This is a genomic window from Streptomyces sp. NPDC002580 (assembly GCF_042889485.1).
In the GTDB taxonomy this organism is placed as follows: Bacteria; Actinomycetota; Actinomycetes; order Streptomycetales; family Streptomycetaceae; genus Streptomyces.
The window spans coordinates 1,117,191-1,133,600 of record NZ_JBIAQZ010000001.1 but is presented as its reverse complement, the minus strand read 5'-3'; the positions used below and the strand labels follow the sequence as shown (position 1 = coordinate 1,133,600).

At 70.8% G+C, this 16,410-nt stretch carries 12 protein-coding genes; 5 read left to right on the top strand and 7 right to left on the bottom strand.

Features of this window, described 5'->3' with window-relative positions; genetic code table 11:
- Positions 1–118 precede the first annotated feature (118 nt).
- The gene (dnaE, locus tag ACFYW7_RS04850; RefSeq protein ID WP_389497848.1) at positions 119–3,658 is read right to left on the bottom strand and encodes a DNA polymerase III subunit alpha; all 3,540 of its coding nucleotides are present in this window, start codon (positions 3,656–3,658) and stop codon (positions 119–121) included.
- A gap of 266 nt (positions 3,659–3,924) precedes the next feature.
- Between dnaE and ACFYW7_RS04845 the strand changes: the two genes are divergently transcribed.
- The 4 genes from ACFYW7_RS04845 (at position 3,925) to ACFYW7_RS04830 (ending at position 8,840) form a co-directional block, all read left to right on the top strand.
- A complete protein-coding gene (locus tag ACFYW7_RS04845; RefSeq protein WP_389497846.1) occupies positions 3,925–5,253 on the top strand; it encodes a DUF2252 domain-containing protein in 1,329 nt (442 codons plus the stop codon).
- A gap of 95 nt (positions 5,254–5,348) precedes the next feature.
- On the top strand, positions 5,349–6,032 hold the full coding sequence (locus ACFYW7_RS04840; protein ID WP_389497844.1) for a hypothetical protein: 684 nt from the start codon (positions 5,349–5,351) through the stop codon (positions 6,030–6,032).
- A 165-nt stretch (positions 6,033–6,197) separates the two neighbouring features.
- Positions 6,198–7,013, top strand: coding sequence for a thioredoxin domain-containing protein (locus ACFYW7_RS04835; protein WP_389497842.1), 816 nt, complete (start codon positions 6,198–6,200; stop codon positions 7,011–7,013).
- Between the two features lie 159 nt (positions 7,014–7,172).
- Entirely contained in the window at positions 7,173–8,840 is a 1,668-nt protein-coding gene (locus ACFYW7_RS04830; protein WP_389497840.1) for an alkaline phosphatase D family protein, read from the top strand.
- A gap of 43 nt (positions 8,841–8,883) precedes the next feature.
- Here the strand turns inward: ACFYW7_RS04830 and ACFYW7_RS04825 are convergent, their stop codons facing one another.
- A complete protein-coding gene (locus ACFYW7_RS04825; RefSeq protein ID WP_389497838.1) occupies positions 8,884–9,459 on the bottom strand; it encodes a dienelactone hydrolase family protein in 576 nt (191 codons plus the stop codon).
- A gap of 131 nt (positions 9,460–9,590) precedes the next feature.
- Between ACFYW7_RS04825 and ACFYW7_RS04820 the strand changes: the two genes are divergently transcribed.
- On the top strand, positions 9,591–10,742 hold the full coding sequence (locus ACFYW7_RS04820; RefSeq protein ID WP_389497836.1) for a mechanosensitive ion channel family protein: 1,152 nt from the start codon (positions 9,591–9,593) through the stop codon (positions 10,740–10,742).
- A gap of 165 nt (positions 10,743–10,907) precedes the next feature.
- Here the strand turns inward: ACFYW7_RS04820 and ACFYW7_RS04815 are convergent, their stop codons facing one another.
- From ACFYW7_RS04815 to ACFYW7_RS04795, 5 genes are all read right to left on the bottom strand, one after another.
- Complete coding sequence (locus tag ACFYW7_RS04815; protein WP_389497834.1) at positions 10,908–12,494, bottom strand: Na+/H+ antiporter; 1,587 nt, start codon at positions 12,492–12,494, stop codon at positions 10,908–10,910.
- Between the two features lie 78 nt (positions 12,495–12,572).
- Positions 12,573–13,046: a GNAT family N-acetyltransferase gene (locus tag ACFYW7_RS04810; protein ID WP_389498582.1), complete on the bottom strand. Its 474-nt coding sequence runs from the start codon at positions 13,044–13,046 to the stop codon at positions 12,573–12,575.
- A 38-nt stretch (positions 13,047–13,084) separates the two neighbouring features.
- The gene (locus tag ACFYW7_RS04805) at positions 13,085–14,029 is read right to left on the bottom strand and encodes an RluA family pseudouridine synthase (RefSeq protein ID WP_389497832.1); all 945 of its coding nucleotides are present in this window, start codon (positions 14,027–14,029) and stop codon (positions 13,085–13,087) included.
- Between the two features lie 139 nt (positions 14,030–14,168).
- Positions 14,169–14,795 carry a signal peptidase II gene (gene lspA / locus ACFYW7_RS04800; RefSeq protein WP_389497830.1) on the bottom strand — a complete coding sequence of 209 codons (627 nt, stop codon included), beginning with the start codon at positions 14,793–14,795 and terminating at the stop codon, positions 14,169–14,171.
- 157 nt (positions 14,796–14,952) lie between these two features.
- The gene (locus ACFYW7_RS04795) at positions 14,953–16,002 is read right to left on the bottom strand and encodes a TraR/DksA family transcriptional regulator (protein ID WP_389497828.1); all 1,050 of its coding nucleotides are present in this window, start codon (positions 16,000–16,002) and stop codon (positions 14,953–14,955) included.
- Positions 16,003–16,410 lie beyond the last annotated feature (408 nt).

The following is a 16,410-nucleotide window of genomic DNA, read 5'->3' as shown; positions in this document are numbered from 1 at the left end:
GAAAACCGAGGGGCGCATCCGGTACCGGATGCGCCCCTCGGTGCTGTGTGCCGTCGCCCGGCCTTCGCGGGGCCGTGCCGGTGCTGCGGGTACTGCGGGTGTGCGGCTGCTGCGGGTGTCAGCCGGCCAGGCAGGACGGGCCGAGCAGCACCTTCAGGTCGCCGAAGAGCGCCGGGTCCGGCTTCACCCGGTGCCGGTCGAGCCGCAGCACGGTGGTCCGGCTCGGGCCCTGGAGCCGGATGCGGACCTCGCTCTCGCCCTTGTGGTGGCTGAGGATCTCGCCGAGCCGGCTGACCATGGGCGGGGTGACCTTCAGGGCCGGGATGGTGAGGATCACGGGCGCGTTGGTGCCCGCGTTCGACAGGTCCGGGACCTGGAGCTCCATCGCGACCAGCCGCGGCACGTCCTCGCGCTTGTCGAGGCGCCCCTTGACGAAGACGACCGCGTCCTCGACGAGCTGGGTCGACACCAGCTGGTACGTCGCCGGGAAGAACATGCACTCGATGGAGCCCGCGAGGTCCTCCACGGTGGCGATCGCCCAGGCGTTGCCCTGCTTGGTCATCTTGCGCTGCAGGCCCGAGATGATGCCGCCGATGGTCACGACCGCGCCGTCCGCGTGCTCGCCGCCGGTGAGCTGGGAGATGCCCGCGTCCGCCTTGTCGGACAGGACGTGCTCCAGTCCGAAGAGCGGGTGGTCGGAGACGTACAGGCCGAGCATCTCGCGCTCCTGGGCGAGCAGGTAGACCTTGTCCCACTCGTCGGTGGTGAACTCCACGTCGAGTCCGAAGCCGGGCTCGCTGGTGTCCTCGTCCCCCATGCCCCCGAAGAGGTCGAACTGGCCCTCGGCCTCCTTGCGCTTGACCGCCACCACGTTGTCGATCATCGGCTCGAAGTGCGCGGTGAGGCCCTTGCGGGTGTGCCCCATCGTGTCGAAGGCGCCCGCCTTGATCAGCGATTCCGTCGTGCGCTTGTTGCAGGCGACCGCCTCGACCTTGTCGAGGTAGTCGGGGAACGAGGCGTACTTCCCCTTGGCCTTGCGGCTGCGGATGATCGACTCCACGACGTTCGTACCGACGTTGCGGACGGCCGAGAGGCCGAAGAGGATCACGTCGTCGCCCTGGGCGGCGAAGTTCTGCTCGGACTCGTTCACGTTCGGCGGCAGCACCTTGATGCCCATGCGCCGGCACTCGTTCAGGTAGACGGCCGACTTGTCCTTGTCGTCCTTGACCGAGGTGAGCAGCGCGGCCATGTACTCGGCCGGGTAGTTCGCCTTCAGGTAGCCGGTCCAGTACGAGACCAGTCCGTACGCGGCGGAGTGGGCCTTGTTGAAGGCGTAGCCGGCGAAGGGGACCAGGACGTCCCACAGGGCCTTGATCGCCTCGTCGCTGTACCCGTTCTTCTTGGCTCCGGCCTGGAAGATGGTGAAGTTCTTCGCCAGTTCCTCGGGCTTCTTCTTGCCCATCACGCGGCGCAGGATGTCGGCCTCGCCGAGCGAGTACCCGGCGATGATCTGGGCGGCCTTCTGGACCTGCTCCTGGTAGACGATCAGGCCGTAGGTGACGGCCAGCACCTCTTCGAGCGGCTTCTCCAGCTCGGGGTGGATCGGCGTGATCTCCTGGCGCTTGTTCTTGCGCTCCGCGTAGTTGATGTGCGAGTTCATGCCCATCGGGCCCGGCCGGTAGAGGGCCGAGACGGCGGAGATGTCCTCGAAGTTGTCGGGCTGCATCTGGCGGAGCAGCGAGCGCATCGGCCCGCCGTCGAACTGGAAGACGCCGAGGGTTTCACCGCGGCAGAGGAGTTCGAAGGTCTTGGGGTCGTCCAGCGGGAGGGCGAGCATCTCCAGGTCGACGCCCTTGTTGGCCTTCACCATCTTGATGGCGTCGTCCATGATCGTGAGGTTGCGCAGGCCCAGGAAGTCCATCTTCAGCAGGCCCAGCGACTCGCACTGGGGGTAGTCCCACTGGGTGATGGTCACGCCGTCGGTGTGCCGCACCCAGATGGGAGCGTGGTCGACGATGGGCTCGCTGGACATGATCACGCCCGCGGCGTGGACGCCCATCTGCCGGACCAGGCCCTCGACGCCCTTGGCGGTGTCGATGACCTTCTTCACGTCCGGCTCGTTCTCGTACATCCCGCGGATCTCGCCCGCCTCGCCGTAGCGGGGGTGCTTGGGATCGGTGATGCCGTTCAGGTCGATGCCCTTGCCGAGGACGTCGGCGGGCATCGCCTTGGTGAGCCGGTCGCCCATCGCGTACGGGTAGCCCAGTACGCGCGCGGAGTCCTTGATGGCGTTCTTCGCCTTGATCTTGCCGTACGTGCCGATCATGGCGACCTTGTCGGCGCCGTACTTCTCGGTCACGTACCTGATCACCTCGACGCGCCGACGCTCGTCGAAGTCGATGTCGACGTCGGGCATGGAGACGCGCTCGGGGTTGAGGAACCGCTCGAAGATCAGACCGTGCGGGATCGGGTCGAGGTCGGTGATGCCCATGGCGTACGCGACGATCGAGCCGGCCGCCGAGCCGCGGCCCGGGCCCACCGCGATGCCCTGGTTCTTGGCCCACATGATGAAGTCGGCGACGACGAGGAAGTACCCCGGGAACCCCATCTGGATGATGACGTCCATCTCGTACTCGACCTGCTTCTGGCGGTCTTCGGGGACGCCGCCGGGGAAGCGGCGCTCCATGCCGAGCCGGACTTCCTCCTTGAACCAGGTGACCTCGGTGAAGCCGTCGGGGATGTCGAACTTCGGCATGAGGTTCTTCGCCTCGAACATGCCGGTCGTGTCGATCTGCTCGGCCACCAGGAGGGTGTTGGCGCAGCCCTCCTGCCAGGCGTCCGAGGAGTCGACCGCGTACATCTCGTCCGTCGACTTCAGGTAGTAGCCGGTGCCGTCGAAGCGGAAGCGGTCCGGGTCGGAGAGGTTCTTGCCGGTCTGGATGCACAGCAGGGCGTCGTGGGCCGTCGCCTCGTGCGCGTACGTGTAGTGCGAGTCGTTCGTCACCAGGGGCGGGATGCCGAGCTTCTTGCCGACCCGGAGCAGGTCCTCGCGGACCCGGCGCTCGATGTCGATGCCGTGGTCCATCAGCTCCAGGAAGTACCGGTCCTTGCCGAAGATGTCCTGGTACTCCGAGGCCGCCTTCACGGCTTCGTCGAACTGGCCGAGGCGCAGCCGGGTCTGGAGCTCGCCGGAGGGGCAGCCGGTGGAGGCGATGAGCCCCTCCGACCACTGGGAGATGGTCTCCTTGTCCATCCGGGGCCACTTCTGGAGCCAGCCCTCGGCGTAGGCGTCCGAGGAGAGCTTGAAGAGGTTGTGCAGGCCCGTCCGGTTCGCCGCCCAGATCGTCTTGTGCGTGTAGCCGCCCGAACCGGACACGTCGTCGCGCTTCTGGTGCGGCTGTCCCCAGCGGATCTTGCGCTTGTTGCGACGGGACTCCGGGGCGACGTACGCCTCGATGCCGATGATCGGGGTGACCCCCGCCTTCTTCGCCGTGTGGAAGAAGTCGTAGGCCCCGTGGAGGTTGCCGTGGTCGCTCATCGCGATGTGGGACATGCCCATCTCGTTGCACGCGTCGAACATGTCCTTGAGCCGCGCGGCACCGTCCAGCATCGAGTACTGGGTGTGGACGTGCAGGTGCGTGAACGGCGGCTTCGACACGGTTTCGGCCTCCAGGAAGAACCATCGGTGACAGGCTGCGGACAGTCTGGGGGGTCAGCGTCGAAGTCTATGACGAGGGACTGACACTCGGCGGAGGATCACCCGTACCTTCGTGTGGGGGCAGGGTCCCGGGGCGACGTCCGCCGCCGGAACCCGGGCACTCCCGCGTATCTTCGTCCGTTGGAAGTGGACGGACCCCTAAGTCCCGGGGCGGCGCGCCCGTCCCGTTCATGTCACGCACCACCTGCACCAGGAGGCACCCAGCGATGTCGGTCCCGCAGCTCAGCGCCGAGCAACGCGGCGAGCAGATCCTCGCCGTCTTCGACACCGCCTTCGGCGAGCTCCTGGCCGCCGACCCGGCCGCGTTCCGTGTGAAGTTCCGCAAGATGGCGGCCTCCGCCTTCGCGTTCTACCGCGGCACCGCGGCGCTCTTCTACCACGACCTCGCCCAGGAGAGGCGGGGCGGCCCGTACCTGGACGAGCGCACCTCGCGCGTGTGGATCCACGGCGACCTGCACGCCGAGAACTTCGGCACGTACATGGACGCCCAGGGCCGCCTGATCTTCAACGTGAACGACTTCGACGAGGCCTACGTCGGCCCCTTCACCTGGGACCTCAAGCGCTTCGCCGCCTCCGTGGCCCTCATCGGCTACGCGAAGGCGCTCAGCGACGAGCAGATCACCGAGCTGGTGCGGGTGTACGCGGCCGCCTACCGCGAGCGCATCCGCGCCCTGGCCACCGGCGCCAAGAGCGACGAGGTGCCGCCCTTCACCCTGGAGACCGCCGAGGGCCCGCTCCTGGACGCGCTGCGCGACGCCCGCTCGCTGACCCGCTTCGGGCTCCTCGACTCGATGACCGAGATCCGCGACTTCGAGCGCCGCTTCGCGCCGGGCGGCGGCTCCATCGAGCTGGACGCCGCCACCCGGTACAAGGTCCTCGCGGCCTTCGACGGCTACCTGGAGACACTCCCGGAGTCCTCGCTGAGCCGCCCGGACTCGTACCGCGTGAAGGACGTCGTGGGGCGCCGCGGCATCGGCATCGGCTCGGCCGGTCTGCCGTCGTACAACATCCTTCTGGAGGGCAACAGCGACGCCCTGGAGAACGATGTCGTGATCTACATCAAGCAGGCCCAGACCCCGGCCGTCTCCCGGCACGTCACGGACTCCGCGATCCGCGGGTACTTCCAGCACGAGGGCCACCGCACGGTGATCTCGCAGCGCGCCCTCCAGGCGCACGCCGACCCGTGGCTCGGCTGGACCGAGCTGGACGGCGCCGGCCAGCTGGTCGCCGAGGTCTCGCCGTACGCGGTGGACCTGGACTGGGGAGACATCGACGACCCCGAGGAGATCGCCTCGGTCGTCGCGGACCTCGGCCGGTCCACCGCCACCATGCACGCGGCGGCGGACGACGAGAGCGGCCACTCGGAGCTCGTGCCGTTCTCCACCGAGCGGGCCATCGACGCGGCCATCGCGGCCGACGAGGACGGCTTCGCCGACCTCCTGGTGGACTTCGCGCACGAGTACGGCACCCGAGCGCGCGGCGACCACCAGATCTTCGTGGACCTGTTCCGCAACGGCCGTATCCCGGGTCTGTAGGGCCCCGCGCGACCACGCTCCTCACGACGCTCCCGTACCGCACAGGAACCCTTTAGGGGACGCTTACGGGAGCGCGTGGGAGACTCGCCTCCGCCATGGACATATCCGGGACCCAGCTCAGAGCCGTTCGCGCGGCGGTGTTCACGGCTGTCGTCGTGACCCTCTCCGCCGCGTCGCACGTGCTGCTGTCCCGGGTGCCCCTGCCGCTCTCCACGGTGGCCGCGATCGCCGCCGCCGTCTTCGCCCTCGCCTTCGCGCTGGCGGGCCGCGAGCGGGGCTTCGGCCGGATCGCGGCCCTGCTGATCCCGCTGGAACTGGCCGCCGACACCGTGTTCACCACGGGCCAGCAGGTCTGTTACGGCCGGGCCGGCGGCCCGGTCGCGGGCCCGCTGCACTCGGTCGGCCTCGACGTGCTGTGCGGCGGCGGTGTGGGCACCCCGCTGTCCCGGGTGACCGGCGGCACGCCCGACCGCGCGGCCGCCCTGCTCGCGCACGCCGGTCCGGGCGCCGCCTGGCTGCTGCTCGGCGCGCACGTCGCCGTCGGCCTGCTCGCCGCCTTCTGGCTGCGCCGCGGGGAGCGCGCCCTGGACCAGCTGCTGCGCGCCGTGGCCGCCTCGACCTTCCGGCCGCTGCTGCTCGCGGTCGCCTCGGTGACGGTGCGGCTCGCCCCGGCCCGTCCGCTGCCGCGCACCGCGCGCCGGTCGGCCGCCGCCCGCACCCACCTGTTCGTGCACTCCCTGGGACGACGCGGACCGCCCCGCCCGGCCGTTACGGCCTGAGCCGCCGCTCCCGGACCGGCTCCCGGGCGAGGACCCAGGAGCCGCGGGCGACCGGGCGCGGACACCGCGCTCGGACACGGTCCTGGGCCCAGCGCTGAGCACCGACAGTCCCCCATACGTATTCCGCGTACGACCACGTGCGCGTCCCTGATGGAGATCACCACCATGAGCAAGCGGAACAGCCAGTCGTCGAAGACGGCGGCGCGCGAGAGGCTGCGCGTCGAGCGCGAGCGGCAGGCCAAGCGCGACAAGATCAGGCGCCAGGCGATCGTGGCCGGTTCCCTCGTCGCGGTCCTCGCGATAGCGGGCGGCATCGGCTACGCCGTCGTGCAGAACAACAAGCCCACCTACTGGGAGGGCATGAAGGACGCCAAGGTCGTCGCCCCGGCGAACACCACGGGCACGAAGGGCACCACGGTCGTCATCGGCAAGGACACCGCCAAGAAGACCCTGAAGCTCTACGAGGACCCGCGCTGCCCGGTCTGCGCCCAGTTCGAGCAGACCGTCGGCCCGACCGTCAAGAAGGACCTCGACGCCGGCAAGTTCAAGATCCAGTACATCGGCGCCACGTTCATCGACAACAACGGCAGCGGCGAGGGCTCCAAGAACGCGCTCAGCGCCCTCGGCGCCGCGCTGAACGTCAGCCCGGAGGCCTTCCTCGAGTACAAGACCGCCCTGTACTCGGCGAAGTGGCACCCGGAGGAGACGAAGGACACGTTCAAGGACGACGCCTACCTGATCAAGGTCGCGAACACCGTCTCCGCCCTGAAGAGCAACGCGAAGTTCCAGGACGCGGTCAAGAAGGGCACCTACGACGCCTGGGCCATGGCCATGTCGAAGACCTTCGACGACAACAAGGACGAGGTCACCGGCACGCCGAGCCTGGTGATGGACGGCAAGAAGCTCACCGGCCCGGACGGCAACGTGACGATGACGGTCGCCGACTTCACCACGGCGATCGACGCGGCCGTCAAGGCCTGACCGGCGTCGCGGGCGCTCTCCCGGCCGTCCGGCGCGACGGTCGAGGGACCTGAGCGACCCGAGTGGTCCGAGTGACCCGAGCGGCGAAAAGCCGAAGAGCGGGCGAACTTTTCCAGTTCGCCCGCTCTTGGCTTGTACTGCTCGGTAACCTCATCGCCCGTGACCAGTCGACAGAGATCAACCGATTCCACGGGAACCCTCAACTCCCGTGCCCCCCGCCGCCGTACGGTCGTCAAGGCCGCGGCCGCCACCGTCGCCCTCGCCGGTCCGCTGACGGCCGCCCTGCCCGCCCGCGCCGCCGAGGCCCCCGCCTTCCTGCACGGCGTCGCCTCCGGCGACCCGCTGCCCGACGGCATTCTGCTGTGGACCCGGGTGACCCCCGACTCCCGGGCGATACCGGGCTCCGGGCTCGGCCCGGACACCGAGGTGAGCTGGACCGTCGCCAGGGACAAGGCGTTCACCACGATCGTCGCCAAGGGCTCCACCGTCGCGACGGCCGCCTCCGACCACACCGTCAAGGCCGACATCCGCGGCCTCCAGCCGGCCACCGACTACTGGTTCCGCTTCTCCGCCGGCGGTACCGACTCGCCCGTCGCCCGCACCCGCACCACCCCGGCCGCCGACGCCTCCGTGGCCGGCCTGCGCTTCGGCGTGGTCTCCTGCGCCAACTGGGAGGCCGGCTACTTCTCCGCGTACCGCCACCTCGCCGCGCGGAACGACCTGGACGCCTGGCTGCACCTCGGCGACTACATCTACGAGTACAAGTCCGGCGAGTACGGCACCCGCGGCACGGTCGTCCGGCCGCACGCCCCCGCGAACGAGATCCTCACCCTGGCCGACTACCGCACCCGGCACGGCCGTTACAAGACCGACCCCGACCTCCAGGCCCTGCACCACAAGGCGCCGGTCGTCGCGATCTGGGACGACCACGAGTTCGCCGACAACTCCTGGTCGGGCGGCGCGGTCAACCACACCGAGGGTGCCGAGGGCGCCTGGCCGGACCGTCAGACCGCCGCGAAGCAGGCCTACTTCGAGTGGATGCCGGTCCGCCCGGCGATCGCCGGCACCACGTACCGCAGGCTGCGCTTCGGCAGGCTCGCCGACCTCTCGCTGCTCGACCTGCGCTCCTTCAGGTCGCAGCAGGCGTCCACGGCCAGCGGCTCGGTCGACGACCCGGACCGTACGCTCACCGGCCGCGCCCAGCTCGACTGGCTCAAGTCCGGGCTCGCGTCCTCGGACACCACCTGGCGTCTGGTCGGCAACTCGGTGATGATCTCGCCGTTCGCGGTGGGCTCCCTCTCCGCCGACCTGCTCAAGCCGCTCGCCAAACTGCTCGGCCTGCCGCAGGAGGGCATCGCCCTCAACACCGACCAGTGGGACGGCTACACCGACGACCGCCGCGAACTGCTGGCGCACCTGCGCTCCAACGCCATCGGCAACACGGTGTTCCTGACCGGTGACATCCACATGGCCTGGGCCAACGACGTGCCGGTGGACGCCGGGACGTACCCGTTGTCCGCGTCCGCCGCCACGGAGTTCGTGGTCACCTCGATGACCTCCGACAACCTCGACGACATCGTCAAGGTTCCCGAGGGCGTCGTATCGGCCGTCGCCGCCCCGGTCATCCGCGCGGCCAACCGCCATGTCCACTGGGTCGACACGGACCGGCACGGCTACGGCGTCCTGGACATCACCGCCGGCCGCGCGCAGATGGACTACTACGTCCTGTCCGACCGCGCGGACGCGAACGCGACGTCGTCCTGGGCGCGTTCGTACCGCACCCGCAGCGGCACCCAGAAGGTCGAGCGGACCTACGACCCGGTGTAGCCACGAGCCCCCAGGACCCTGACCACGGGCTACGGGCTACGGGCTACGGCTGAAGACTGTCGAGGAAGCCGAGTGCCACCTTCCAGGTGGCCTCGGCCGCCTCCGCGTCGTAGTCGGGCAGGTCGGGGTCCGTGTAGACGTGCCCCGCGCCCCCGTACCGGTAGATCTCCACCTCGGCCCCGGTTCTGCGCATCTGGAGGTACCAGGCGCTCAGCCAGTCGTCCGTCTCGAACGGGTCGGGCTCGGCGACGTGCAGCTGGACCGGCAGTTCGTCCACCGACGCGCTCTCGGCGATGTCCGACGTACCGTGCAGCAGGAGCAGGCCGACGGCCTTCTCGTCGCCGAGGGCCAGGGTCTGCGCGACCGAGGCGCCGAGGGAGAATCCCGCGTAGACCAGACCGCGCTCGGAATAGGGCGCCGCCGCCAGGACCGCCCTCTTGAGCAGCTCGTCCTTGCCGATCTCGTCGTTGAAGGCCATGCCCTCCTCGACGGTCTCGAAGGTGCGCCCCTCGAAGAGGTCGGGCGTCCACACCTCGTGTCCCGCGGACCGCAGCCGGTCCGCGGCCGCGCGCACCGCCGGCCGGAGACCGTAGGTCGAGTGAAAGAGCATGATGTTCATGGATCCCATGGTGCCAGCCGGCACCGACAGCGCCGGGCCGCGACCCCACCCCGTGCAGGGCGCCAGGGATACCCAGTTCGCTCCGGAGAACACATGTTCATGACCGCCCATGGCCGGTTACGTTCTCAGGCATGGAGAACGTACTGCGTCCGGTGATCGTCGTCGGCGGCTCGGTCGTGCTCACGCTGCTCATCGAGTGGTTCGTGGACCGCCTGTTGCGGCGGGCCGCCGACCGGCACACGGAGACCTCCCTGTGGGGACTGCTCCGCCGCGGCCGCGTCCCCTTCCAGCTGGTCCTGTTCGCGGCTCTGCTCAGAGGCTCGTACGACCAGGCGGAGCTGCTGGTGGAACACCGGACCGGCATCGGCCGGACCCTGACCCTGATCCTCATCGGGGCCGCCGCGTGGCTCGTGGTGAGCATCGCGACGGCGGTCGTCGAGACCTCGTACAGCCGCTATGCGAACGCCCACCGCGATCCGGCACGGGTCCGCCGGGTCCGTACCCAGGTCACGCTGATCCAGCGGGTGGTCACCGCGGTCGTCGGGGTGGTCGCGATCGCCGCGATGCTGCTCACCTTCCCGGCGATGCGCGCGGCCGGCGCGTCACTGCTGGCCTCGGCCGGAATCCTCGGCATCGTCGCCGGTGTCGCCGCCCAGTCGACGCTCGCGAACCTCTTCGCCGGACTGCAGATCGCCTTCGGCGACATGGTGCGGCTCGGCGACACCGTGGTGGTCGACGGCGAGTGGGGCACGGTCGAGGAGATCACCCTGACGTTCCTGACCGTACGGACGTGGGACGAGCGCCGGATCACCATGCCGGTCTCGTACTTCACGTCCAAGCCGTTCGAGAACTGGTCGCGCGGCACCCCCCAGATGACCGGCATCGTCTTCCTGCACGTCGACCACTCCGCTCCGGTGGAGGCGATGCGCGAGAAACTGCGCGACATCCTGCGCGAGTGCCCCGCCTGGGACGGCCGCGACTACGGCCTCGCCGTCACCGACTCCACACCGAACACCATGCAGGTGCGCGCCCTGGTCACGGCGAAGGACGCGGACGACATCTGGACGGTACGGGTCACGGTCCGCGAGCAGCTGATCCGCTGGCTGACGGAGCGGCACCCCTACGCGCTCCCCCGCGTCAACACCGCCGAGGCCGTCCTGCCTCCCGGACGGACACGGCTCCCGGGGCAGGCGGACCCGGACGGCGCGGACGGGGTGGCGGCCCACGCGCACCACCGCCACCACCTCCACGAACCGCCCCGGACGGGCCCCGGCCGGGGCTGATCCCCGGCTGCCCCGGCCTCCTGCGCTCGCTGGCCCCCACCCTCCCCAGGCCCCGGCGGCCCCGCCTCACGGAACACCCCGAGCCGCGCGAGTCACCCGAGGCCGTCGGGACCGGGCGGGACGGCCGAGGCGGGACGACCGGGGCGAGACGGTCCGGACGGGGGATCAGCGCAGGCTGCGTACGTCGAGGTGTCTGAGGACCCGGTCCACGATCTCCGGATCGGCCCCGGGCTCGCTCCGCGCGGCCAGCACCTCGTGCCGGGCCGCGCTCATCATCTCCGCCTGGATCCGCCGCATCCGCCGGAGCCGTCGCACCCGCTGCTCGTGCGCCTCGCGCCGCTCCTCGTCCCCCATGTCGGGGCTGATCCTCACCCCGATCTCGAAGGCCCGGCGCAGCAACTGCTCGGAGAGCTCCTCCGGCAGCTCCTCCACGTCCTCGATCTCCCGCAGGCGCCGCTTCGCGGCCTTCGCGGCCCGCACCGCCAGCTCCTTCTCGAAGGCCTTCTCGACGTCCTCGTCGGCCCGTACCCCGAGCCGTCTGACCAGCCACGGCAGGGTGAGTCCCTGGAGCACCAGGGTCGCCATGATCACTCCGAAGGCGATGAACACGATCTCGTCCCGGTCCGGGAACGGCGACCCGTCGTCCATCTCCAGCGGGATCGCGAGCGCCAGGGCCACCGAGGCGACCCCGCGCATCCCGGCCCACCACATGACCACGGTCTCCCGCCACGACGTCGGGATCTCCTCGTCGTAGTCCCGCTTGGCGTGCAGCCGCTTGGTCAGCCAGGTCGCGGGCAGCAGCCACGCCAGGCGTACGAACACGACCACGACCACGATCGTGGCGGCCCAGCCGAGCATCTCGCCCCACCGCCCCTCCGCCGTACGGATCGCGTTGTGGAGTTCCAGTCCGATGAGCCCGAAGGCGACACCGGTCACGAGGGTGTCCACCACGTCCCAGACGGTCGACCCGGCGAGACGGGTCATCACGTCGTCGGCGTCGGTGGCGTACTCCGCGAGGAACAGGGCGGCGACGAGCACGGCGAGCACCCCCGAGCCGTGCAGTTCCTCGGCCATCACGTACGCGGCGTACGGCACGAGCAGGGTCAGCCCGATCTGGAGCGTGGTGTCGCCGAGCATCGTCATCAGCTTGTTCGCGGCCCAGCCGAGGGCGACGCCGACGACGAGGGCGACGACGGCGGAGAGCACGAGGTCGAGTCCGGCCCGCCAGGGCGAGAAGCTCCCGCTGACGGCGGCGGCGATCGCGACGTGGTACAGCACGATGGCCGTCACGTCGTTGAAGAGCCCCTCCCCCTCCAGGATCGAGACCAGCCGGCGCGGCAGCCCGAGCTGTCCGGCGACGGCGGTCGCCGCGACCGGGTCGGGGGGTGCCACCAGCGCGCCGAGCGCCAGGGCGGCCGCGAGCGGCAGGCCGGGCACGATCGAACTCGCGACGGCCGCCACGGCCAGGGTGGTGACGAACACCAGGGCCACCGCGAGCAGGAAGATCGGCCGTTTGTTGGCGGTGAACTGTCTCCACGAGGTGCGCCGTACCGCCGCGTAGAGCAGCGGCGGCAGCAGCGCGGGCAGGATCAGATCCGGTGGGATGTCCACGTTGGGGACGAACCGCAGCACGGCCAGCACCATGCCGAGCAAGGTCATCAGGACCGGTGCGGGAAGCCCGAACCGCTCTCCCACCGGGACACTGATCACGGCCCCGAGCAACAACACGAACAGCAGGGCCAACTGATCCACGGTCAGCGCTCCGGCGGGGTCTAGACGATCAGGGCGATCCAGACCTCAAGCGTGCCACGCCGCTGTGACGATCCCCGCTCACAGGGCCTTGCGCATCGCGCGGTGCGGCATTCCGGCGTCCGGGAACTCCGGCCCGTACGGCACGTATCCGAGCCGTTCGTAGAACCCCAGCGCGTGGGTCTGCGCGTGCAGGTCCACGGCGGCCAGACCACGTGTGCGTGCCGCGTCCTCGATGGCGCGGACGAGCGCGGCGCCGACGCCGAGCCCGCGGGCCGCGCGCGTCACGGCGAGCCGCCCGAGCGAGCCCACGGCCGGATCCCCGCCGACCTTCGCCGCGGCCGCCTCGCCCTCCAGGAGGCGTCCGGTGCCGAGCGGCACGCCGTCCTCGCGGACGGCGAGCACGTGCAGGGCACCGGGGTCGTACGCGTCGTACTCGATGTCCTCCGGGACACCCTGCTCGGCGACGAAGACGTCCTTGCGCACCGAGAAGCAGGCCTCACGGTCCGCGGTGTCCTCCGCGATCCGGACCTCGTAGGCGACGTCCCGCGCCACCGGGGAGGTGTTCGCCGCCCCGTCGCCCGGGCCGCCGCTCACGCGTTGCTCTCCTCACGGACCTTGTCGAGCGCCCGCTGGAGGTCCTCGGGGTAGTCGCTCGCCAGTTCAACCCAGCGCCCGTCCGCGGGGTGCTCGAAACCGAGCCGCACGGCGTGCAGCCACTGACGGGTGAGACCGAGGCGCTTGGAGAGCGTGGGGTCGGCACCGTAGGTCAGGTCACCGACGCAGGGGTGGCGGTGGGCGGCCATGTGGACGCGGATCTGGTGGGTGCGCCCGGTCTCCAGCTTGATGTCGAGCAGGGAGGCGGCGCGGAACGCCTCGATCAGGTCGTAGTGCGTGACGGAGGGCTTGCCCTCGGCCGTGACCGCCCACTTGTAGTCGTGGTTCGGGTGGCGTCCGATGGGCGCGTCGATGGTGCCGCTGGTCGGGTCCGGGTGGCCCTGCACGAGCGCGTGGTAGCGCTTGTCGACCGTGCGCTCCTTGAACTGGCGCTTGAGCGAGGTGTACGCGTGCTCGGACTTGGCGACCGCCATCAGACCCGAGGTGCCCACGTCGAGGCGGTGCACGATGCCCTGGCGCTCGGCGGCGCCGGAGGTCGAGATCCGGTAGCCGGCGGCCGCGAGACCGCCGATGACGGTCGGGCCGGACCAGCCGGGGCTGGGGTGCGCGGCCACGCCGACGGGCTTGACGATCACGAGCACGTCGTCGTCGTCGTACACGATCTCCATGCCCTCGACGGGCTCGGCGACGATCTGCACGGGCGCGGGGGCCTGCGGCATCTCGACCTCGAGCCAGGCGCCGCCGTGCACGCGCTCGGACTTGCCGACCACCGAGCCGTCGACCGTGACCTTCCCCGCCGCGGCGAGCTCTGCGGCCTTGGTGCGGGAGAAGCCCAACATGCGGGAGATGGCGGCGTCGACGCGCTCGCCCTCCAGGCCGTCGGGTACGGGCAGGGTGCGGATCTCGGGAACGGTGCTCACCCGTCGAGTATGCCGGACGGCTCGGACACCGCCGGACCACCGCCCGAACGCCCGTGCCCGTGGAGGGCCTCCCGGCGGGCTCCCGCACGGGTCCTGGCCGCCCGTGGGGCGACCCGCGCTACGGCCCCGAGGGCCGTCCTCAGTCCTTGTGGATCGTGCCGTCCGGGTCGAGGCCCCGGAAGGACAGCAGCACGATCAGGATGCCGCCGCAGACGATCGCCGAGTCGGCGAGGTTGAAGACGGCGAAGTGCTTGGGCGCGATGAAGTCCACGACCGCGCCCTCGAAGACGCCGGGCGAGCGGAAGATCCGGTCGGTGAGGTTGCCGAGCGCGCCACCCAGCAGCAGGCCCAGGGCGATGGCCCACGGCACGCTGTAGAGCTTGCGGGCGAGCCGGGCGATGACGACGATCACAGCAGCCGCGATCACCGTGAAGATGATCGTGAACGCCTCGCCGAATCCGAAGGCGGCGCCCGCGTTGCGGATCGCCTCGAACTTCAGCCAGTCCCCGACGATCTCGATCGAGTCGTGGTGCTCCAGCTTCGCCACCACGATCATCTTGCTGACGAGATCGAGGGCGTACGCCAGCACGGCCACCGTGAAGAGCACGGCGATCCTGCGCCTGCCCCTGGGCCGCTCGGCCCGGTCCGGCCCGTCGGCGCCGGACCGGTCGCCCGGCACCGCCGCGTTCCCGTCGGACTGCTCCGGTTCGGCCCCCGCCGCCCCCGGGATGTCCGGCGTACCGATGATGCGCTCCGCCTCTGCCACGTGAGTGAGTCCCTCGACCTAGGTTCCTGACTGAGGACGAGGGTACGGCACGCCCTCCCGGGCCCCGGTGCTCAGGAGCGCTCCGGCACCGCGGGGCGGCGCCGCTCCCGCCCCGCGCCCGCCCCCGGTGTCCGCGCTCCCGCCCGCCGCCCTCGGCTCAGTGCCTGCGTTCCTGCTTCTGCTTGCACTCGACGCACAGGGTGGCGCGGGGGAAGGCCTGCATACGTGCCTTGCCGATGGGGTCTCCGCAGTTCTCGCAGAGCCCGTAGGTGCCCGTTCCCAGGCCGTCCAGGGCGCGCTCGGTCTGCTCCAGCATCTCGCGCGCGTTGGAGTTGAGCGCCATCTCGTGCTCGCGCGTGATGTTCTTCGTGCCGGTGTCCGCCTCGTCGTCGCCGGCCCCGTCGCCGGAGTCCCGCATCAGGCCCGCGAGGGCCTCCTCGGACGACGAGATCTCGGCGCGCAGCCGCAACGCCTCGGACTGGAGTTCGGCCCGCGCCTCCCCGACCTCTTCCGGGGTCCAGGGGGCCTCTCCCGGGCGCACGGCGAGCTCACCCGGCTCCAGCGCCGCGAGCCTCGCCTTGGGGACCGCGGTGGCCTTCTTCGCGGCCGTGGCCGTGCCAGGAGTCTTCTTCGCAACCACCGTCGTGGCTCCCGTCGTCTTCGCGGCCTCGGCCGCTCCCTGGGCCGCGGAGGCGGCCGCCTTCTTGGCCGCGCCGGTGCTCTTCCCCGACGCCGACCTCCCGGACGCCGCCTTCCTGGCCGTCGCCGACTTCCCGGCGGTGGCCTTCTTGGCGGTGGTCTTCTTGGCAGCCGCCTTCGTGGCCGCCGTCCTCGTGGCCGCGGATTTCGCGGACGGGGTGCTCTCGGACGTCGTTCTCGCCGCGGCCGTCTTCGAGGACTCCGCCTCCGAAGCGGTGCCCTCCGCCGGGGCGTCCTCCGAGGCGGTGTCCTCGGCCCTCAGGGCCTTCGCGGCCTTCGAGCCGGCCGAGGTCCCGTCGGCGGTCCCCTGCGCCGCCTTCTTGTCCGCCGCCTTGGCCGGCGGTGACTTCCCGGCCGGCGCCGCGGTCCTGGACGCCGTCCTCACCGGCTTGGCCTCGCCCGTCGCGGGGGCTGCCTGCGCGTTCTTCTTCCCACCCACGTCCTTGGCCGCCGCGCTCGTGGATCTGCCGGACACCGACTGCTGTACGGCGGTCTTCTTCGCCACCATGGCCGCGGCCCCTTCACATATTGTGATCTCGCTCGCGAATCGTGCTGGGACGATAAATCGACTTCTGACCCGCGGCAACGGGGCACGCCCACGATTCGCCCGCCGCGCCGGCCCCGCGCGGCCGGTCTGCATGCGTTGTGCCCAACTCCCCGCCGGGTAATCCGCCGGGCCGGGCGTCCCGGGATCCGGACGCGCGCCCCTCGCCATTCGGGTCACCGCGCGGGCCGCGCCGGAGCCCGGGAAAACCGGTCGGCCGGCGTCCCCGTGCCGCCGTACACTGGGCGGAGCGAGAAGCGTGGATGGGGACGAGTAGCGGCGTACGCGGCCAGGAGCGACCCGGGGACGGTGGAAGCCCGGGGGCGAGCGCGACGCGAAGATCACCCCGGAGCCGCCGGCAGAACACCCCTC